General features: G+C 73.2%; 14 protein-coding genes and 2 tRNA genes. 2 read left to right on the forward strand and 14 right to left on the reverse strand.

What is annotated here, in order from left to right:
* Nucleotides 1-69: 69 nt before the first annotated feature.
* Complete coding sequence (locus F6X68_RS18060; RefSeq protein ID WP_225852278.1) at nucleotides 70-1,611, forward strand: recombinase family protein; 1,542 nt, start codon at nucleotides 70-72, stop codon at nucleotides 1,609-1,611.
* Here the strand turns inward: F6X68_RS18060 and F6X68_RS18065 are convergent.
* From F6X68_RS18065 to F6X68_RS18085, 5 genes are all read right to left on the reverse strand, one after another.
* Nucleotides 1,571-1,644 (reverse strand) — tRNA-Ile (locus F6X68_RS18065). The two genes, F6X68_RS18060 and F6X68_RS18065, sit on opposite strands and share 41 nt — an antisense overlap.
* A 63-nt stretch (nucleotides 1,645-1,707) precedes the next feature.
* A complete protein-coding gene (locus tag F6X68_RS18070) occupies nucleotides 1,708-3,399 on the reverse strand; it encodes a pitrilysin family protein (protein WP_151455393.1) in 1,692 nt (563 codons plus the stop codon).
* The gene (locus F6X68_RS18075) at nucleotides 3,396-4,349 is read right to left on the reverse strand and encodes a hypothetical protein (protein WP_151455394.1); all 954 of its coding nucleotides are present in this window, start codon (nucleotides 4,347-4,349) and stop codon (nucleotides 3,396-3,398) included. Before F6X68_RS18075 ends, F6X68_RS18070 begins: the two co-directional genes overlap by 4 nt.
* Nucleotides 4,350-4,392: 43 nt before the next feature.
* On the reverse strand, nucleotides 4,393-5,631 hold the full coding sequence (locus F6X68_RS18080) for an NAD(P)/FAD-dependent oxidoreductase (protein ID WP_151455395.1): 1,239 nt from the start codon (nucleotides 5,629-5,631) through the stop codon (nucleotides 4,393-4,395).
* Nucleotides 5,632-5,913: 282 nt separating this feature from the next.
* Nucleotides 5,914-5,986: transfer RNA gene (locus F6X68_RS18085), tRNA-Asn, on the reverse strand.
* A gap of 269 nt (nucleotides 5,987-6,255) precedes the next feature.
* Here F6X68_RS18085 and F6X68_RS18090 point away from each other — a divergent pair.
* On the forward strand, nucleotides 6,256-6,660 hold the full coding sequence (locus F6X68_RS18090; protein WP_151455396.1) for a hypothetical protein: 405 nt from the start codon (nucleotides 6,256-6,258) through the stop codon (nucleotides 6,658-6,660).
* Between the two features lie 93 nt (nucleotides 6,661-6,753).
* Here the strand turns inward: F6X68_RS18090 and F6X68_RS18095 are convergent, their stop codons facing one another.
* From F6X68_RS18095 to F6X68_RS18135, 9 genes are all read right to left on the reverse strand, one after another.
* Complete coding sequence (locus F6X68_RS18095) at nucleotides 6,754-7,761, reverse strand: sugar phosphate isomerase/epimerase (protein ID WP_151455397.1); 1,008 nt, start codon at nucleotides 7,759-7,761, stop codon at nucleotides 6,754-6,756.
* A gap of 399 nt (nucleotides 7,762-8,160) precedes the next feature.
* Nucleotides 8,161-10,287, reverse strand: coding sequence for a ThuA domain-containing protein (locus tag F6X68_RS18100; protein ID WP_151455398.1), 2,127 nt, complete (start codon nucleotides 10,285-10,287; stop codon nucleotides 8,161-8,163).
* 74 nt (nucleotides 10,288-10,361) lie between these two features.
* Nucleotides 10,362-13,229, reverse strand: coding sequence for a PQQ-dependent sugar dehydrogenase (locus F6X68_RS18105; RefSeq protein ID WP_151455399.1), 2,868 nt, complete (start codon nucleotides 13,227-13,229; stop codon nucleotides 10,362-10,364).
* Between the two features lie 313 nt (nucleotides 13,230-13,542).
* Nucleotides 13,543-14,610: a polyprenyl synthetase family protein gene (locus F6X68_RS18110; protein WP_151455400.1), complete on the reverse strand. Its 1,068-nt coding sequence runs from the start codon at nucleotides 14,608-14,610 to the stop codon at nucleotides 13,543-13,545.
* Nucleotides 14,607-16,046 (reverse strand): alkaline phosphatase family protein, encoded by a 1,440-nt coding sequence (locus F6X68_RS18115; protein ID WP_192581450.1) that lies wholly within the window; start codon nucleotides 16,044-16,046, stop codon nucleotides 14,607-14,609. Before F6X68_RS18115 ends, F6X68_RS18110 begins: the two co-directional genes overlap by 4 nt.
* A 46-nt stretch (nucleotides 16,047-16,092) precedes the next feature.
* The gene (gene eboE, locus F6X68_RS18120; protein WP_151455401.1) at nucleotides 16,093-17,295 is read right to left on the reverse strand and encodes a metabolite traffic protein EboE; all 1,203 of its coding nucleotides are present in this window, start codon (nucleotides 17,293-17,295) and stop codon (nucleotides 16,093-16,095) included.
* Complete coding sequence (locus F6X68_RS18125; RefSeq protein ID WP_151455402.1) at nucleotides 17,295-18,161, reverse strand: TatD family hydrolase; 867 nt, start codon at nucleotides 18,159-18,161, stop codon at nucleotides 17,295-17,297. Before F6X68_RS18125 ends, eboE begins: the two co-directional genes overlap by 1 nt.
* On the reverse strand, nucleotides 18,161-18,763 hold the full coding sequence (locus tag F6X68_RS18130; protein WP_151455403.1) for an EboA domain-containing protein: 603 nt from the start codon (nucleotides 18,761-18,763) through the stop codon (nucleotides 18,161-18,163). The genes F6X68_RS18125 and F6X68_RS18130 overlap by 1 nt, the downstream gene beginning before the upstream one ends.
* Nucleotides 18,764-18,798: 35 nt before the next feature.
* Nucleotides 18,799-19,671 (reverse strand): sugar phosphate isomerase/epimerase, encoded by an 873-nt coding sequence (locus F6X68_RS18135; RefSeq protein WP_151455406.1) that lies wholly within the window; start codon nucleotides 19,669-19,671, stop codon nucleotides 18,799-18,801.
* Nucleotides 19,672-19,702: the final 31 nt, after the last annotated feature.

Consider the following 19,702-nt stretch of genomic DNA (forward strand, 5'->3'; position numbering starts at 1 on the left):
CGCGGCCGACGCGCCCACCAACCCACCACAGCCGAGCGGCCCGCTGGCCCCTGCCGCGTCTGCGTCTACATCCGCCGCTCCACCGACGACGAACACCAACCCTTCTCCCTCGACGCCCAACGCGCCGCCCTGGAGAAATACGTCAAGTCCCAACCCGGCTGGACCATCGTCGCTGAATACGAAGACGACGCCTCCGGCGCCACCACCCACCGACCCGGTCTTCGGAAAGCACTCCACGCCGCTAAAGCCGGCCTCTACGACGTCCTGCTCGTCTACCGCCTCGACCGATTCAGCCGCAGCGTCGCCGACCTACTCGACCTCATCAACATCCTCGAAGCATCCGGCGTCCGATTCTCCTCCGCCACCGAGCCCGTCGACACCGGCGGACCCTTCGGCCGCATGATGCTCCAACTCCTCGCCGTGTTCGCCGAATTCGAACGCAACATCATCATCGACCGAGTGAAAAGTGGCATGACCGCGAAAGCCAGCAAAGGCAAATGGGCCGGCGGCACCCGCCCCTACGGCTACCTCGTCAACCCCGACCACCGCCTCGTCCTCCACCCCGACGAGGCACCCATCCTCCGCGATATCTTTCGCCTCTACACCCGCGACCGCGTCGGTACCCGCGCCATCGCCACCATCCTCAACGAACGCGGCGTCCCGAACCGGACCGGGAAGAAGTGGTCCGGACACACCATCAACCGGATCCTGGACAACCCGGCCTACGTCGGGGACATCGCCTACCGCGACGTCTACGTCCCTGACGCCCACGACGCGCTGATCGACCGGGACACCTTCCAGCGCGCCCAGGACATCGCCGCAGCGCGTGGCGACGTCCAAACCCAGCGGGCGATGTCCGACTCGGACTACTACCTCACCGGACTGTTGACATGTCCCCGCTGCGGACAGCGCTACATCGGCACGTCCGCCAACGGACGGACCCGCCGCTACCGCTACTACACCTGCTTCACCCGCACCCGCTACGGCAAACACGCCACCTGCGACGCACCCCGCCTACCCGCCGACGACCTCGACAACGCCATCCTCAAGGCGCTGCACGACTTCTACGCCACCGCCGAACCTGTCCTGACCGCGATGATCGAACGCGCCCACACCCAACGCGCCAGCACCACCGACGACCGCAGCGCGGAACTCACCGCCCTCGCCCACCAGATCACCACCACCGAGGCGGCTATCGACCGGTATCACACCGCGTTCGAGAACGGCACCATGGACGACACCACCGCCGGCCCCCGCATCCGCGAACTCCGCCAACAACTGGCCCAACTCCACACCCGGCACGCCGAACTCGCAGCCGGTCTCGCCGCCCAGCCCGCCCCACCGGCACCCGGCACCATCGCCCTGATCCGCGACTACCTCACCACGATCATGGCCAGCGGCAGCGACACCGAACGCAAAGCCGCCATCGAAACCCTCATCGCCGAAGTCCAACTCACCGACCAGGGAGTCATACCCGTGTTCAAGATCCCCACCGACACGACAATGCCCCCGCCCGAAACGGACGGGGGCACCTCAGGAGTACCACCGGTTCGCACAATGGTGCGGTCGGTGGGGCGGGCGGGACTCGAACCCGCGACCGAGGGATTATGAGTCCCCTGCTCTAACCGGCTGAGCTACCGCCCCAATACCGCGCCGGATCTTATCCCGCCCGGTGGATCACCGGCCAGCACGAAACGGCGCCATCGCTCATCGGCGTCGCCGGCGTAGCAGCACGATGGGCAACGCGAGGATAACAGTGAGCAGCCATCCCACCGCGATGACGCCCCACAGCCAGCCCTCGTCGCTCTCGGCCGTCTCGGTGATGAACATGCCGAGGGTCAGCAGGAAGGTCCCCCCGCCGATCGCCAGCGCGGCGAGGCCGCTGACGACCATCAGCGGGATCTCCCACCAGGAGCGCTTCGCCGGCTCCCGCCGTTCGGTGCCGGCAGCGGCCTGCGGCTGCGGGATGCGGTCCGGGTCGCGGGCCGGCATGGCCACCTGCCGGTCGGCCGGCACCTGGGAGTCGATCACCCGGATCGCCCCGGGGTGCAGGTCGAACATGGTCGGTTCGATCCGCATCGAGATGGCGTCGCCGCCGATGAGCTGCCGAGCGCCGTCGGGCCAGGCGAGCATGAGGGCGCATTCGGCGTACCGCACGGTGAGCGGGCCACCGCGGCCGAGCCAGCTCACCCCGTCCACGCCGACGTGCAGCTCGCCGTCGCCTTCCTTCTCCCGGTAGGGGGTGCCGGCGACCGTGTCGGCCGAGCGGGTGGGCGCTGCGACGAAGCCGGCCCAGTCGGCCCGGTGCCCCTCGGGAACCATCAGCAGCGCTCCGGCCAGCACCTCGCGGGCCACCTCGTGCACGTCGTCCGTGCTGACGTCCTTCAGCTCGGCGCGGTGCTCGTCGACCGTGAGGTTGCGCTCCCCGGTGAGCACGTTGAAGGCGTACGACGGCAGCCGCGCCGCGTCCACCTCGGCGGTGCCGAGGAAGTCCTGCCGCTTCGCCACGACGGCGTCGAGGTCGGCCTGTTCGATCCGGCCGACCCGGAGCTTGGCGAGCGTGTCGACGAAGCCGCCGAGCACGGCGTCCTGCTTCTCCGGCAGCGCGTCGGCCAGCGCCCGCAGCGTCGCGTGGCCGTCGCCGCGCGGCTCGTAGCCCGCCGTCGTCTGGTAGGAGAGCCCGGCGTCCTGGCGCAGCGCCCGGTACAGCTCGCGCTCCAGCACCCCGGCGAAGACGCTCGCGGCGGTCCGGCGCCGCACGACGGCGTCCAGCACCACCGCCCGCGACCCGCCGACGAAGTACGCGGGGGTCTGCGGCAGCGCCGACGACGCCGCCGGCACCGGCTGCCGTACGCCCTGGGGCAGCGTCAGGCGCAGCCCGGCGGGGACGGCCTTCCCCGCGATCCAGAGCACCGCGTTCTCCCGGGTGAACCAGCGGGCCGCCCACTGCCGCAGGTCGTCGGCGGTGAGCGCGGAGAGCCCCCACTCCGGGTAGCTGGTGATGCCGAAGTCGCGGGCGCCGTGCCGCCACAGCGGGATGTCGTCGACGGCGGCCGTGCCCCGGCTGCTGTACTCGGTGCGCAGGATCTCCTTCTCCACGTCGAGCCGGCCGGTCGGCAGCTCGGTCAGGTTGGCGCAGACCGAGGTGAGGAAGGTGGCGATGTCCTGCGCGGAGCCCTGCATGTGGAACGTGGTGAACACCGGCGCGGTGGCACCGTTGACGTGGTAGTCGGCCAGCCCGAGGGGGGCCAGCGCGAGGTGTTCCAGCAGGTGGGTGATGCCGCTGCGGGCGAGCGTCTCGTCGGCGGTGCCGACCCGGAAGGTCAGCCCGGCGCGCATCGGCCCGCCGGTGGGGGCGAGCAGCGTGGGCACCCCGTCCACGTCCAGTTCCTGGATCATGACCGCCCACCCTTCGCGTACGCCTTGTCGCGGAACCGCTGGAACTGCTTGGTCGCGTCGCCGTCGATGTAGCCGAACATCGCCTCGTCGCCGAGCGGCCCCATGGCCGCGAACTGCTGTGCCGCCGCCTGGTACTCGTCCAGCAGGCAGAAGGCCATCGCGAAGACGCTGCGCACCCAGACCCAGCCCCAGTCGTTGCGGAACTCGGGGTGCCAGACCGACTGCTGCGCCGCCTGGTGGATCTCGCGCTGCACGTGCGCGCCGCGCAGGTGGGTGCTCGCCTCGCGGAGGTCGTCGTGGTCGAGCGCCTCCTCCAGGTGCGCCTCGACCACCAGCACCGCGTTCGGGGCGCCGGGCGGGGCGGCGTCGGCGCACTCCCGGGCGAAGCCGTGCGCCCGCTCCCAGGTGCCACTCCACTTGGGACAGAACTGTTGCAGCAGCGAGGCCTGGGCCGGCAGGTGGTGCGGGTGGTGCTTGGCGAGCTGGTCGTAGCGGCGGCGGGCCTCCGCCTGGCCGAGCTCCAGCCCGCGCGCGTTGGTGATCCGCTGCGTCCAGGCCGCCGCGTCGTCCGGGTGCCGGGCGGTGACGTCGATCAGCACCTGCTCGGCGCGCCGCAGGTGGGCGTGGAACTGGGCGAACTGGTCCCGGCTGACGTGCTGCGCCCGGTAGGACGAGCGGATCCGCCAGCCGGCGCGGATCAGGTGCGACCCCAGCAGGGCGCCGGCGAGCGCGTCGTCGGGCCGCTGCGCCAGCACCTCACGCAGGAACTCCTCGATGTCCTTGGCCTCGCCGGCCTCGCCGACGAGGAAGGTCCGGCCGTGCGGGTCCTGCCCGTCGACGAGCGCGCGCAGGGCCGGCCAGTCGCGCGCCGCGAGGGCCGCGCGCACCTGACCGACCTGGGGGTACGCCGCCGCAGCGTCGAAGTCGGGCGGCGGAAGGGGTGCGGGCATGGCGAGGAGCATAAGTGATCTTCAACGGGACGTGACCCTCCGTTCAGCCGGTACGCAGCTCCGACAGGACGGCCCCGGCGGCCCGCCAGCCGCTGGCGAGAGCGCCCTGGATGGAGGGGCTGTCCCGGTGGTCCCCGGCCACGAACAGGCCCTCCCCCAGCGCCACCGGCTTGCGCAGCCGCCCCTGCGGCGGGGGCGCGGCGGGCAGCGCGTCGGGGATGGACACCGTGGTCAGGTGGGTCCAGTCCGCCGTGGACCGGCCGTAGAGCCGGGTGAGTTCCGCCCGTACCGTCGGCTCGGGCGGGGCCGACGGGCCGACCACCGAGGTGGCGACCAGGTGCCGACCGGCCGGCGCGTACGTGGGCGCGGCCCTGCTGACCACCACCGTGTTGGCGACGATCTCGCGCCGGTCGCCGTCGAGGAGCAGGATCGGCTCGTCAAGCGGCGGCTCCGGCGCGCTGTGGTAGTAGGTCGTGTAGGCGTGCGTGCGTACCGCCGGCAGACCCGGCAGCAGCGTGGCCGCCGCCGGCGGGTCCACGGCGACCACGACGGCGCGGCAGCGGAGGTCGCCGGCCTGGGTGCGGACCCGGCCGGGCGCGACCTCGGCGACCGGGGTGTCGAGGTCGATCAGCTCCGCCGGGAGCGGGTCGGCGACGGCGCGGGGCAGCGCGGCCATCCCCTCGGCGGGCAGGCCGATCCGGCCCCGGGCGAAGGAGCGCAGCACCATGGCGAGCACGTGGCTGGAGGTCTCCAGTTCGCGGTCGATGAGGACCCCGGACAGGAACGGCCGCAGCAGCTCCTCGACGATCGTGTCGGAGAGGCCGGCGCGGCGCAGCGCGGCCTCGGTGGTGGTCTCCTGGGCGGCGAGCAGCCGTTCCTTCGGCAGGGTGGCGCAGCCCGTGGCGAGCGCGGCGAACCGTAGCCGGTCGAGCAGGGAGCCCACGCCGGCCAGCGCGGTGCCGGGCGCGCCGGTGGGTTCGCGCAGCGGGTTCACCAGACGGGCCAACCGGTCGCCCCTGCGCACCAGCACGCCGGACGTGAAGTGTCCGAGGCGCAGCCGGTCGACGTCGAGCAGGGCGCCGATCCGGGGGTACGCGGTGTTGAGCACCTGGAAGCCCCGGTCCAGCAGGTAGCCGTCTACGGCGTCGGTGGCGACCCGGCCGCCGAGCCGGCCGCCGGCCTCCAGCAGCCGCCACGGCACACCCGCGCGGTGCAGCCGCCGGGCCGCGGCGAGCCCGGCCAGGCCGCCGCCGACCACGACGACATCGGTCTCGGCGAGCATCGCGCACCTCCCGCTCTCCGCCAGTCCGGGACAGCCGGCCCGGCCACTCACCTACCCACGAGTCGACGCACCGATCGACGCAGCGGGAGTCCAGGTCGACAGCGACCATCCTGCCGGGCGAGCGGCCCGGGGGTGGGCGAAACAGGTCGTCCCGCACCTGGCGGGCACGATCTTCGCCACGACGGATCCGGGCGACGGCCGGCAGGCGCGCGACGACCGGCAGACACGGGGCGGGAACGGCGAACGCCCGCCGGCGTGGCCGACGGGCGTCTGGTGTGGAAGCTCCCCCGTTTGGACTCGAACCAAAAACCTGCCGGTTAACAGCCGGCTGCTCTGCCAATTGAGCTACGGGGGACCGCTGTGTCGTCCGGTGCCGATCTCGCTGCGCCGTGCGACGGCACAAGAGTACAGGATTCCGGGGGGTGTTGGTCCAGGGGGTTACCGCTTCGATCGGCGCCCGCGCACACGACAATAAACCCGGACAAATCGTCATCCCGGCACAAGGAGGTATGAGCGGAGAGCAGGATGGGTAGTTAGCTGCAGACAGAGAAGGCAGGCGCGATTTGGTCGCCTCCGGCGGGGTAACCGTCGGTCGACGGCGCGTCAGGTACGGAAGGAGCCGCCATGCGCGGAAAGATGATGTTCCTTGGCGGGCTGGCTGCGGGATTCGTCCTGGGCGCCCGTGCCGGTCGGGAGAAGTACGAGGAGCTGGTGATCCGGGGCCGCAAGGTGCTCGACCACCCGACCGTCCAGGAGGCGGCCGGTGTCGCGCAGGCCCAGGCGACCCGCCTCTACAGCGAGGGCAAGGACAAGCTCGGCCAGTCGAAGCTGGGCGAGAAGCTCAACAGCAACGGCCACAAGCAGGAGCTGACCGCCGCCGACGACGCGTTCGCCGGCACGCCGGCCACGGTCGGCGCGAAGAGCTCCACCGGGTCGTCGAGCACGGCCTCGGCCTCCGGGTCGACGTCGACCACCGCCACGCCCCGTAGCAAGCCGTCCAGCTCGGGCACCAACGGCAGCACCCTCTGATCGCACCTTCGCGCGGGCCGGTCGCCTCCGGGCGACCGGCCCGTTCGTGTGCGGGCCCCGACTTCGGCCCGCCCGGGTGCGACCCCGGGGCGGTCAGTCCTTGCTGGTGAACGCGGCGTCGAAGGCCGCGGCCGGGGCGTCGAAGGCGAGCCGGCGGACGAACTGCAACGCCTCCGGGGCGCCGACGAGGCGGTCCATCCCGGCGTCCTCCCACTCGATCGAGATCGGGCCGGCGTAGCCGATCGCGTTCAGGGCCCGGAAGCAGTCCTCCCAGGGCACGTCGCCGTGGCCGGTGGAGACGAAGTCCCAGCCGCGCCGCATGTCCGCCCACGGCAGGTGCGAGGCGAGCCGGCCCCGCCGCCCGTCCCCGGTGCGCACCTTCGCGTCCTTGCAGTCGACGTGGTAGATCCGGTCGGCGAAGTCGAAGATGAAGTTCACCGGGTCCAGCTCCTGCCACACGAAGTGCGACGGGTCCCAGTTCAGCCCGAACGCGGGCCGGTGCCCGACCGCCTCCAGCGCCCGCTTCGTCGTCCAGTAGTCGTACGCGATCTCGCTCGGGTGCACCTCGTGGGCGAAGCGCACGCCCACCTCGTCGAAGACGTCCAGGATCGGGTTCCACCGGTCGGCGAAGTCCTGGTAGCCGCGCTCGATCATCGACGGCGGCACCGGCGGGAACATCGCCAGCGTGTGCCAGATCGACGAGCCGGTGAAGCCGACGACGGTGTCCACCCCGAGCTTCGCCGCCGCCCGCGCGGTGTCCTTGATCTCCTCGGCGGCGCGGCGGCGTACGCCCTCGGGCTCGCCGTCGCCCCAGATCCGGGCGGGCAGGATGCCCTGGTGCCGCTCGTCGATCGGGTGGTCGCAGACGGCCTGGCCGACCAGGTGGTTGGAGATCGCGAAGACCTTCAGGTTGTGCTTCGCCAGGGTCTCGCGCTTCCGCTCGACGTACGAGTCGTCCGCGAGTGCCCTGTCGACCTCGAAGTGGTCGCCCCAGCAGGCGATCTCCAGCCCGTCGTAGCCCCACTCGGAGGCGAGGCGGCAGACCTCGTCGAACGGAAGATCGGCCCACTGGCCGGTGAAGAGCGTGATGGGTCGCGCCATGGTGCTTCTCCCCTGTGGTGATGGGGATTCCGTGGGTATGTGACCGGGGCGAGGGTGACCGGGCAGGGCCGGTGCGCGGCGGGCCACGGCGGGACACCGGTGGGTACGCGTGCGCACCTGGACCCGCCGGGTTGCGCCTCCCGCCGGTCACCGGCAACCGCCACGGTCGCCGCCCCCCACTCTAGTGCCTCGTCACGCAGCCTTGAACGGGTGATCCATGGCTCCGTGGGCGGTGGTGGCCGCCGGCGGTCCGCGGGCGAAGGAGTCGTACGGACGCTGTCGAGCTGAGTCGTCTGTGACGTCAGGTGGGGTGACGTCCGGGCCGCGCTGTGCACCGGACGGCGATGAATCGTCTACGACATCAGCTCGACAGCGTTCCGCGTGTGGATCCTCCGCTCGTCAGCGGATGCGGATGCCGACGGGCGGCAGGGTCCACTTCTGGTTGGCGTTGGTGTGACAGGTCCACAGGTGCACGGCCTGACCGTCCGCCGGGTTGTTGCCCGAGACGTCCAGGCACTTGCCGGTCTGCGGGTTCTTCAGGGTGCCGTCCGCCTGGGCCGACCAGTTCTGCGCCCCCGTGCCGTTGCACGTCCACAACTGGATCTTCGTACCGTCGGCCGACGCGCCGCCGGAGACGTCCAGGCACTTGCCCAGCGCCTTCACCGTCGAGTTCGGCGTCACCGTCCACGTCTGCGCGGCGGACCCGTTGCAGCCGTGGATCTGGATCTGGGTGCCGTCGGCCGTGGCGCCGTTGCGCACGTCCAGGCACTTGCCGCCCAGGCCGCGGATCGGGCCGGTGCCGGTGCCGCCGCTCCCCTTGACCAGGGTGAAGTCGTCCACGTCGAAGAGCCCCGTGCCCGAGCCGGTGAAGGTCAGGTAGAGCGTGCCGGTGCCGGACGGCACACCGGAGAGGGCGGCCGTGACGTCGGCGAAGGTGTTCCAGCCGCCGGTGTTCGGCACCGCCACCGAGCCGAGGATGGTGCCGGTCGCGGAGCCCGTACGCACCTGGATGGTGCCGCCCGGCCCGCCGGAGACGACCCGCGCCCGCAGCGACGTCGTGCCGGTCAGGTCGAGCCCGGCGTACGCGGCCCAGTCCCCGGGGTCGATGTGGCCGAGGGTCTGCCCGCCGTTCGCGCCGGCCTTGGTGAACGGCGAGACCCCGGAGGCGGAGCTGAACGCCTCGGCCTGGACGGTGTTCCCGACCGGCGGGTTGACGCCGAGTTCCTTGATCCGGATGTTGCGGAACGAGGCGTCGTCGCCGGTGCCGTGGTTCTGGAGCCCGATGTGGCCGGCGAGCGAGCGGACCGGGTCGGTGTTGGTGAAGTCGTTGATCTTCACGCCGTTCAGGAAGACCTGGAGGCGCTCGCCCTCGACGAGCAGTTCGTAGGTGTTCCACTCCCCCGGCGGGTTCAGCGCCGCGTCCCGGGCGGCGATGTCGGCGGACTTGAAGGTGTAGACGGCGCCGGTCGTGCGGTCGGCCGCGTCCGTGGCGTCGATCTGCACCTCGTAGCCGTTGTTCACGGCCGACCAGGGGTCGCTCGACGGCGGAAAGCCGATGAAGACGCCGGAGTTGTCGTCGCCGGCGAGCCGCCAGTCCAGCTTCAGCGAGTAGTTGGTGAACTGCTTCGCGCTGTACCAGTACAGGCCCATCCCGCCGACCGAGGTGAGGGTGGCGTCGGCGTTGCTGAAGCTGCCCGGCCCGGCCTGGGACCAGCCGGTGGTGGAGCCGTTGTAGAGCGGCGTGTAGCCGGTCTCGGGCCGGCAGTCGGCCTTGGCCCGGCCCGCCGCGTACCGGATGCCGCCGAGCAGGTGGGCGCGGAAGGCCGGCTCGGCGTACGACGCCTGGGTGTGCCCGCCGCCCGTGTAGAAGGACCGGCCGCCGCTGTAGGTCTTGCACCAGGAGTGCGGGTGGTCGGCGCCCATCGAGCCGCCCGAGTAGGAGGACTCGTCGAGGGTGGCCAGCACCCGGGCCGTGGAGCGGGCGTTGGTCTGGTAGTTGTACCACTCGTCGGTGCGGGGCCAGGTCTGCGGCAGGTGCGCGGTCGCCGGGTGCGCCCGGTTCTCCGCCTTCACGTTGGCCTGCTGGATGGCCGGGTGCGAGGCGAAGTACGCCCCGACGAGGTTGCCGTAGAAGGACCAGCCGTACTCGGTGTCGGCGGCGGCGTGCACGCCGACGTAACCGCCGCCGGCGCCGATGTAGGACTCGAAGGCGCTCTGCTGCGTGCCGTCGAGCACGTCGCCGGTGGTGTTGAGGAAGACCACCGCCTCGAAGCGGGACAGGTTGGCGGTCGTGAACTGGGCGGCGTCCTCGGTGGCGGTGACGGTGAAGTTGTTGGCCGCGCCGAGGTCGCGGATCGCCTGGGTGCCGACCGCGATGGAGTCGTGCCGGAAGCCGGCCGTCTTGGAGAAGACCAGCACGTCGTACGGGGCGTCGGCGGCGCTGGCCGGCGTGGCCGGGGTGGTGCAGGCGAGGACGGCGAGGACGGCGGTGGCCGCGCCGAGGAGGGGTCGGAGGAGTCTGCGCATGTCGCTCTCCAATGCCGGGGCTGTCAAGGGCCTGCCGGGGCGGGGAGGGGCGTCGTGCCCCTCCCCGCCTCAGGTCAGGGCAGGGTCCACTTCTGGTTGGCGCCGGTGTGGCAGGTCCACAGGTGCACGGCCTGGCCGTCGGTCGGGGTGTTGCCCGAGACGTCCAGGCACTTGCCGGTCTGCGGGTTCTTCAGGGTGCCGTCCGCCTGGGCCGACCAGTTCTGGGCGCCGGTGCCGTTGCAGCCGTACAGCTGGATCTTCGTGCCGTCGGCGGACCCGCCGCCGGAGATGTCCAGGCACTTGCCCAGCGCCTTCACCGTCGAGTTCGGCGTCACCGTCCACGTCTGCGCGGCGCTGCCGTTGCAGCCGTAGATCTGGATCTGGGTGCCGTCGGCGGTGGCCGCGTTGCGTACGTCCAGGCACTTGCCGCCGAGCCCGACGACCGGGCCGGTGCGGACCCCCGCCGAGCCGGTGGTGAAGGCGAACGTGTCCACGTCGTAGAGCGCGCCGGTGCCCGTGCCGGCGAACGTGAGGTAGAGCGTGCCGGTGCTGGCCGGCGCCCCGGAGATGCTGCCGCTGACCGTGGTGAACGCGTCCCAGGCACCGGTGACCGGCACGGTCGCGGAGCCGAGCACGGTGCCCGTCGGCGAGCCGAGCCGCACCTGGAGGGTGCCGCCGGCGCCGGCCGAGGAGACCCTGGCGCTGAACGAGGTCGCGTTGTCGATCCGGTACGGCTCGAACGCGATCCAGTCGCCGTTGTTGATGTCGCCGACGGTCCTGCCGCCCTCGGCGGTGCCCTTGTCGAAGGTGCCGACGCCGGAGGAGGTCTTGAAGTGCTCCGCCTGGCGCTTGCGCGGCTGGAGGGTGTGCTGCTTGTGCGTGGTCAGCCCGCCCGCGTCGGTGTACTCGGCGTCGAAGACGGCGAAGATGTTCGCCGCGTCGTCGTGTTCACCGTCGACGGGGATGGTGATCGAGCCGGAGCAGCCGTTCTTCGAGGTGATCTGGTGGCCGTGGTTGTCGTGGCCCAGCACGTACGTCATCTTGACCTTGGTGCAGTCGATGGCGGCGTCCTCGGGGTCGGTCACCGTGATGCTGAACGGCACGGTGTCGCCGTAGCTGAACAGCTTGCCGTTGGCCGGGCTGTTGATGGTGACCGTGGGCGCGGTGTTGCCGACGCCGATCTGCACGTTCGCCGTGCCGGTGGCGCCCTGGGGGTCGCGTACGGTCAGGGTGACCTGGTAGGTGCCGTTGGCGGTGTACGTCTTGCTGGGGTTGGCCGCCGTCGAGCTGGTGCCGTCGCCGAACGCCCAGGAGTACGTGAGCGCCCCGCCCTCCGGGTCGCTGGACCCGGCCGAGGAGAAGTTCACGGTCAGCGGGGCCGCGCCGGAGGTCTTGTCGGCCGCGGCGACGGCGGTCGGCGCCCGGTTGCCGCCGGCGATGTAGTCGTAGCGGTAGAGCGCCGAGTTGGCGTCACCGTTGAAGTAGCCGGTGCCGTAGTCGAGGATGTAGAGCGCGCCCTCGGGCCCGAACGCCATGTCCATGATCTGCTTGCCGTTCCACGGGAACGTGTCGATGCCGCCCGGGCTGCCGTCGGCGTTGAGGTGGATCGGCTTGACCCAGCCCCGGCCGAGTTCGCCGGCGAAGAACTGCCCGTCGAAGGACTGCGGGAACTTGGTGGTGGAGTTCAGCGCGGCGTCGTAGCGGTAGACGGGGCCGCCCATCGGCGACTCGGAGCCGCCGCCGAACTCGGGCGGGGTGCCGGCGTCGCCGGCGTACCGGATCCAGGCCGGCTTCGCCCCGGGCAGGGTGGGCAGGCCGGTGTTGCGGAAGGAGTTGTTGGTCGGCCCGCCGGAGCAGTTGTACTTCGCCCCGCCGGTCCCGGCGGCGAAGTCCCACTCGGCGTACGTCTCGGTGGCGGTGTTGGTGCCGGTGCAGTACGGCCAGCCGTAGTTGCCGGGCCCGGTGACCCGGTTGAACTCCACCTGGCCGCTCGGCCCCCGGGCGCTGGTGGTGCCGGCGTCCGGGCCGTAGTCGCCCACGTAGACGATGCCGGTGGCCCGGTCCACGCTCATCCGGAACGGGTTGCGGAAGCCCATGGCGTAGATCTCGGGGCGGGTCCGTGCGTCCGAGTCGACGAACATGTTGCCCGCCGGGATCGAGTACGTGCCGTTGGCGTTCACCTTGATCCGCAGGATCTTGCCGCGCAGGTCGTTGGTGTTGGCCGCGCTGCGCTGCGCGTCGTACGCGGGGTTGCGGTTGGTGCGCTCGTCGATGGGCGCGTACCCGGCCGAGTCGAACGGGTTGGTGTCGTCGCCGGTGGAGAGGTAGAGGTTGCCGGCGGCGTCGAAGTCGATGTCGCCGCCGACGTGGCAGCACATGCCCCGGTCGGCGGGCACGTCGAGGATGTCGACCTTGCTGCCGGTGTTGATCGTGAAGTCGGCGTTGAGGGTGAACCGGGAGAGGCGGTTGACGCCCTGCCAGGCCGAGAAGTCGGTGCCGGTCGCCGGCGCGTCGCCGGCCGGTGTGGACAGCGGCGGGGCGTAGTAGAGGTAGATGTGCCGGTTGCTGGCGAAGTTCGGGTCGGCCCCGACGCCCTGCAACCCCTCCTCGTCGTGGGTGTAGACCGGCAGCGTGCCGATCACGGAGGTGGTGCCGGCGGAGTCCGTACGCCGGACGGTGCCGTTGCGGGCGGTGTGCAGGACCGACCGGTCCGGCAGCACCGCGATCGTCATGGGCTCGCCCACCTCGGCGACGCCCTTGGCGAGGGTGACCTGCTGGAAGTCGGTACCGACGATGGGGTGGGCCTGGGCCGGGCCGGGGCCGCCCAGCGTGGCCGGGCCGGCGCCGAGGGCGACCGTGCCGGCGGTGGCGGCCAGCAGCAGCGCCGAGGCGGCGGAGAACCGTCGTCGGAGCCGTGGAATGGGGGCGTCCTGGGTGGACATGGGTGTGCCGTCCCTTCCTGACGAGTGACTGCCAGGGCGGGCGCGCGCCGTCGCGCCGGATGCCGTAGCGGGGGATGCGGTCGGCCCGCCGGGGTGCCGTGCCCGGCCGGCCGCGACCTGCGAGGGATGGAGTGGACCCCATCGATCGGAGGTCACCAGTCGATGGGTTCCCGCGCCGCCGGTTCACCTCGACGAAACAGATTCGTGATGGCCCGACATTAAATGGCGAGCATCGATGTGTCCATACCTTCCGCCGATTCGGCACCAACTTTCGTCGATCCCGTCAAAAGTCGCCGCCTGCCGGAGCCGCGACTCAATGGGGACGGTCGACGGCCTGGGCGGCGAGGGCGGTCAGGGCGGCACGGGCCTCGGCGGTCACCGGGGTGGACCCCAGGGCCGCCAGGGCGGCCTCCGCGCGTACCCGGATCATCTCCTCGATCCGCTCGCGGGCCCCGGTGCCCTCGATGATCTTCCGCAGCTCGCCGGCGCCGTCACTGTCGAGCGCCGGGTTGCCGAACAGCTCCCGCAGCCGCGCGGCCTGCGCCCGGTCGGCGGCGCCCCGGGCCAGCGCCATCATCACCGTCGGCTTGCCCTCCCGCAGGTCGTCCAGGATCGACTTGCCGGTGACCGTCGGGTCGCCGAAGACCCCCAGCACGTCGTCGCGCAGTTGGAACGCGTCGCCCAGCGGGTCGCCGAACTCGGCCAGCGCGGCCAGCAGCTCCGGCCCGGCCCCGGCCAGCGTCGCCCCGATCTGCAACGGCCGGGTGACCGTGTAGCGGGCCGCCTTCATCCGGACGACGGTCAGCGCGCTCGCCACCGACCCGTCGCCCACCCCGGAGACCAGGTCCAGGTACTCCCCCGCGATCACCTCGGTGCGCATCAGCGCGTAGACCGCGTACCCCCGGTGCACCCGCCCCGCGTCCAGGCCGCACTCGTGGAACATCTGGTCGGACCAGGCGGCGCAGAGGTCGCCGCAGAGCAGCGCGGTGTTGCGCCCGTACGCCTCGGGGTCGCCGCGCCAGGACGAGCGGGCGTGCAGGTCGGCGAAGAGCCGGTGCACCGACGGCCCGCCCCGGCGGCGGTCGCTGCCGTCCAGGATGTCGTCGTGGATCAGCGCGAACGCGTGGAACAGCTCCAACGCGGCGGCGGCCGTCACGATCGGGGCGCCGTCGGGGCCGCCCGCGCCCCGCCATCCCCAGTAGCAGAAGAGCGGGCGCAGCCGCTTGCCGCCGGCCAGCACGAACCGGTGCAGCGCGGTGAAGACGCCCCGGGGCGCGCCGTCCGGCCAGTCCCGGCCCTGCCGGTCGAGGAAGGCGGCGAGCGCGGCGTCGAACCGCGCCCGCAGCCCGCTCGTGTCGGTCGGGGCGACGACGGCGGTCACGGCTCCTCCCCGGACGGTCCCGCCGACGCCGGGGTGGGCGACCCGGCCGACGCCGGTGCCAGCCCCGCCAGCTCCAGCAGGAGTGCCTTGACCTCGGTCGCGGCGACCCGGTCCCGGGCGGCGGACGGATCGGAGCAGAGCAGCACCGGCCCGTCCGCCGGATCGGCCGGGAGCCGGCCGTGCGACCCGCGCACCGCCCGGGCGCCGGCGTCCAGCCCCACCACGCTCATCAGGTAGCGCATCCCGAGCTTCTTGCGCGCCAGCGCCACGGCGGCCCGCCGCTTCGCCGCCAACGGTGCGGCCGGGTCGAGAAACAGCTCCGCCGGGTCGTAACCCGGCTTGCGATGAATGTCCACCAGCCGGGCGAAGTCGGGCGCGCGGGCGTCGTCGAGCCAGTAGTAGTAGGTGAACCAGGCGTCCGGCTCGGCGACGAGCACCAGCTCCCCGGCGCGCGGGTGGTCCAGCCCGTGCGCGGCCCGGCCGTCGGCGTCGAGCACCTCGGCCACCCCGGGCAGCCCCGCGCAGAGCGCCGCCACCGCCGGCACGTCGGCCGGGTCGCGGACGTGGACGTGCGCCACCTGGTGGTCGGCCACCGCGAAGGCCCGCGAGGTCCACGGGTCGAGGTACTCCATGCCGGCCTGGGTGTGCACCCGCAGCAGCCCCTCGGCGCGCAGCAGCCGGTTGACGTCGACCGGCCGGGAGACGTCGGTGATGCCGTACTCGGAGAGCACCACCACGGTCGCGTCCCGGGCGCGGGCGGCGTCCAGCAGCGGCCCGAGCACCCCGTCCAGCTCGGCCGCCGCCGCGGCGGCCCGGGGCGACGACGGGCCAAAGCGTTGCAGGTCGTAGTCGAGGTGCGGGACGTAGACCAGGGTCAGGTCCGGCGCGTGGTCGGCGAGGATCCGCTCGGCGGCCCGGCAGATCCACGCCGACGACGCCAGCCCCGCGCCCGGCCCCCAGTAGCTGAACAGCGGGAAGGTGCCGAGCCGGTCGGTGAGGGCGTCGTGCAGCTCCGGCGGGTCGGTGTAGCAGTCCGGCTCCTTGCGCCCGTCCGCCCGGTAGACGGGGCGAGGGGTGACCGTCCAGTCCACGTCGGCGCCCATGGCGTACCACCAGCAGACGTTGGCCACAGTGAAGCCCGGCGCGACCCGGCGGGCCGCCTGCCACAGCTTCTCGCCGCCGACCAGGGCGTGGTGCTGGCGCCAGAGCAGCACCTCGCCGAGGTCCCGGAAGTACCAGCCGTTGCCGACGATCCCGTGCCCGGCCGGGAGCTCCCCCGTGAGGAACGTCGACTGCACCGGGCAGGTCAGCGCGGGCAGCACGGTGCCCAGCTCCGCGCGGAAGCCGGCGTCGGCGACCGCGCGCAGCCGGGGCATGTGCGCCAGCAGGCGCGGGGTCAGCCCCACCACGTCCAGCACCACCAGCCGCCGACTCATGCCGGCACCCCCGCGCCGTGTCGACGGTTCGCTCGCTGGCGCCCGCTCATCGCCGTACCTCCGCCGTCGCCGGGGCCGCCCGGCCCGCCGGCGCCAGGCCCAGGGCGACCAGCTCGGCGCGGGCGAAGGCCAGCTCCGCGGCGATGCCGGCGGCCAGCTCCGCGTCGGTGCGCGGGCGCCGCGCGGCCGGCAGCACCCCCCAGGTGTACGTCTCGACGTCGAGGTGGTCGCAGCCCGCCTCCGGCCCGGCGTAGAGCGTGGCCAGCGCGGCGCGCAGCACCGGCAGGGTCGAGCCCAGCGGCGGCTCGGGCGGGGCGTGCAGCGGCACGTGGTAGTGCACCCGCCACGGGCCGGGCAGCCGCGCGGCCAGGGCGGCGTCCAGGTCGTCGGCGGCGTGGGCGGGGTCGGCAGGGTCGGCCGCCCCCGCGCAGCCTGCCGCCCGGGTCTGGTGCAGGAAGCGCGGCTCCACCCAGCGTCGCAGCGCCGGCGTCGCCTCGGCGGGCGCCTCGATGGCGGCCGAGACCTGCACCTTCACCACCGGCAGCCCGGCCGTGCGCAGCCGGCCCAGCGCCTCGGCCGGCGCCTCCCAGGCGCAGGCGAGGTGGGCGAGGTCCAGGCAGACGCCGAGCCGGTCGGTGTCCACGCCGGCCAGGGCCGCGACGGCCTGCCCGGTGCTCTCCACCACGCAGCCCGGCTCCGGCTCGAACCCGACCCGCACGCTCCGGCCGGTCGCCCGCTCGACGGCCGCGAGACCGGCCGCGAGCTGGTCGAGCCGGTGGCGGGCGGCGTCCACGCGGGCGGCGTCCCAGGGCCGCCGCCAGGCCAGCGGCAGGGTGGAGACCGAGCCCCGGGCCGCGTCGTCGGGCAGCAGGTCGGCGAGCACCCGCGCCAGATCCAGGGTGTACGCGAGCCGCGCGGGCGTGGTCCAGTCCGGGTGGTAGACGTCGCCCTTGACCACGGGCGCCTGGAAGGCCGCGTACGGGAAGCCGTTGAGCGTGACCACCTCCAGCCCCCGGGCGGTCAGCGCGGCCCGCAGCCGGCGACGGGCGGCCGGGTCGGCGGCCAGCTCGGCGGCGACCGGGGCGGCCAGCCACAGCCCGAGGCCGAGCAGGTCGGCGCCGAGCGCCTCGCGTACGGGCACGGCGTGGGTGTCCAGCTGGCGCAGGATGCCGGCGAGGTCCTCGGCGGGGTGCACGTTGGTGCAGTAGCCGAGGTGGACGGTGTCGCCGCCGGCGTGCCGCAGCCGCATCAGCTGCCGCCGCGCAGGATCGAGTTGCCCGCCCAGGTGCCGATCGGCGGGTCGGCGGCGGCGTGCTCCAGGTCCGTCAGGTCGAGCCGACCGGACCGGCCGTAGAACTCGACCGGGTTGCGCCACAGCACCCGGTCCACGTCGTCGTCGGTGAAGCCGGCCAGCAGCATCGCCTCCCCGGTGGCCCGGGTGAGCAGCGGATCCGAGCGCCCCCAGTCGGCCGCCGAGTTGACCAGCACCCGCTCCGTCCCGTACGCCCGCAGCAGCTCCACCATGCGCGGCGGCGACATCTTGGTGTCGGGATAGATGGAGAAGCCCAGCCAGCAGCCGGTGTCCCGGACCAGCCCCACCGTCACCTCGTTGAGGTGGTCGAGCACCACCCGGCCCGGCTCGACGCCGGACTCGGCGACCACGGCGAGGCTGCGTTCGACGCCCCGCGCCTTGTCCCGGTGCGGGGTGTGCACCAGGGCCGGCAGGTCGTGGGCCACGGCCAGGGCGAGCTGGGCGGCGAACGCCTCGTCCTCCGCCGGCGTCATCGAGTCGTAGCCGATCTCGCCGACCGCCACCACGGCGTCCTTGTCGAGATAGCGCGGCAGCAGGTCGAGCACCGGGCGGCAGCGCGGGTCGTTGGCCTCCTTCGGGTTCAGCGCGACCGTGGCGTGGTGGCGGATCCCGAACTGCCCGGCCCGGAACGGCTCCCAGCCGACCAGCGAGTCGAAGTAGTCGGCGAAGGAGGCGGGGCTGGTGCGGGGCTGGCCGAGCCAGAACGCCGGCTCCACCACCGCCCGGACCCCGGCGGCGGCCATCCGCTCGTAGTCGTCGGTGGTCCGCGAGGTCATGTGGATGTGCGGGTCGAAGATGCGCATCAGGCCTCCTGGATTTCGCGCAGCCGGGTGAGCAGGTCGGTCGCGTCCGCCGGCATGGCGCGCCCGGCGGCCTGCCGCTCGGCGGCCAGCGACGCGAGCATCGCGGCGAGTTCGCCGTCGGCGCGGGCGTCGAGGTCGTGCACCACGGCCAGCGGCACGCCGGTGAAGACGCACTTGAGCACCGCCTGCCGCCAGGCGTCCGGGTCGAGGTGCCGGGCGTACGGGCCGAGGGCGGCGGCCAGCAGCCGGGTGTCGTTGGTGCGGATCGCGTCGTGCAGCAGTGGCGTCCCGGCCGCGCCGACCGGCAGCAGCGGCAGCGCCTTGAGCACGGCCCGCTTCTCGGCGGCGTCGCCCTGCCGGTAGCGGGTCTCGGCGTGGGTCGCGTGGTCGGTCGGCAGCGCGGCCAGCAGCAGGGCCCGGGCCGCCTCGTCGGCGCTCCAGCCGGGTGCCCCGGGCAGCGGTGCCCGGCCGCAGCGCCGCCCGGCGGCAGCGAAGAACCGGTCGATCGTCGCCGGTTCGGCCGCCACCCGCCGCAGCGCCGTGTCGAGCCAGTCGGGTTCGGGTACGCCCCGCAGCGCGGCCCGCAGTGAATCCGGTGTCATCCCGTCTCCTCCCTCGTGCTGCCGACGTGGCCCCGTCACCGTTGCTGGCGTGCCGCCTCCTTCGCGGCGGCGCGCAGGAAGTCGAGCGAGCGGGCCGCGACGGCGGGGGCGGCGTGCGAGTGCCGGGGCAGCTCCACGGCGACCAGGCCCCGGTAGCCGGCGTCGCCCAGGGCCCGCAGCACGGGCGGGAAGTCGATCTCCCCCGCGCCGAACTCCAGGTGCTCGTGCACGCCCCGGCGCATGTCGTCGATCTGCACGTTGACCAGGTACGCGCCGACCTCGCGTACGCACTCGGGGACCGGCCGCGGCTCCAGGCAGCGGCAGTGCCCGATGTCGAGGGTGATGCCGAAGCGGTCCGGATCGCCGAGCGCGCCGCGCAGCCGGCGCCAGCCGGCGATGTCCTCGACCAGCATGCCCGGCTCCGGCTCGAAGCCGAGCGTCGTGCCGGCCGCCTCGGCGGCGTCGACCACCGTCGCGCAGCCGGCGACCAGCCGGTCCCAGGCGGTCTCCGGTGCGACAGCGTCGGGGCGTACGCCGGACCAGAGGGAGACGGCCTCCGCGCCCAGGTCGGCGCCGATCCGCACGGCCCGGCGCAGGAACTCGACGCGCCGCGCCGGGTCGTCGTGCAGCAGCGTCGGGGCGTGCTTGTGCCACGGGTCGAGCAGGTAACGGGCGCCGGTCTCGACGACCACGGCGAGGTCGAGCGCCGCGAGCCGGCGGGCCACGGCGGCCACCCGGCGGGCCAGCGCGGGCGCGAACGGGTCGAGGTGGTCGTGGTCCAGGGTGAGCGCGACGCCCTGGTAGCCCAGGTCGGCGACGACGGCGAGCGCGTCGGTCAGCCGGTGGTTGGCGAACCCGTTGGTGCCGTAGCCGAACCGGAGCCCGCCGTCGGCCGCGCCGGCCACCACCGTGCCCCGGGGGCCCGGCGCGGGGCCTGTC

It is taken from the genome of Micromonospora sp. AMSO12t (genome assembly GCF_008806585.1).
In the GTDB taxonomy this organism is placed as follows: domain Bacteria; phylum Actinomycetota; class Actinomycetes; order Mycobacteriales; family Micromonosporaceae; genus Micromonospora; species Micromonospora reichwaldensis.

Coding starts and splice junctions, on each gene's coding strand:
- F6X68_RS18070 (WP_151455393.1), bottom strand. CDS start 3,399: ATGATCCAGGAACTGGACGTGGACGGGGTGCCCACGCTGCTCGCCCCC.
- F6X68_RS18075 (WP_151455394.1), bottom strand. CDS start 4,349: ATGCCCGCACCCCTTCCGCCGCCCGACTTCGACGCTGCGGCGGCGTAC.
- F6X68_RS18080 (WP_151455395.1), bottom strand. CDS start 5,631: ATGCTCGCCGAGACCGATGTCGTCGTGGTCGGCGGCGGCCTGGCCGGG.
- F6X68_RS18090 (WP_151455396.1), top strand. CDS start 6,256: ATGCGCGGAAAGATGATGTTCCTTGGCGGGCTGGCTGCGGGATTCGTC.
- F6X68_RS18095 (WP_151455397.1), bottom strand. CDS start 7,761: ATGGCGCGACCCATCACGCTCTTCACCGGCCAGTGGGCCGATCTTCCG.
- F6X68_RS18100 (WP_151455398.1), bottom strand. CDS start 10,287: ATGCGCAGACTCCTCCGACCCCTCCTCGGCGCGGCCACCGCCGTCCTC.
- F6X68_RS18105 (WP_151455399.1), bottom strand. CDS start 13,229: ATGTCCACCCAGGACGCCCCCATTCCACGGCTCCGACGACGGTTCTCC.
- F6X68_RS18115 (WP_192581450.1), bottom strand. CDS start 16,046: ATGAGTCGGCGGCTGGTGGTGCTGGACGTGGTGGGGCTGACCCCGCGC.
- eboE (WP_151455401.1), bottom strand. CDS start 17,295: ATGCGGCTGCGGCACGCCGGCGGCGACACCGTCCACCTCGGCTACTGC.
- F6X68_RS18125 (WP_151455402.1), bottom strand. CDS start 18,161: ATGCGCATCTTCGACCCGCACATCCACATGACCTCGCGGACCACCGAC.
- F6X68_RS18130 (WP_151455403.1), bottom strand. CDS start 18,763: ATGACACCGGATTCACTGCGGGCCGCGCTGCGGGGCGTACCCGAACCC.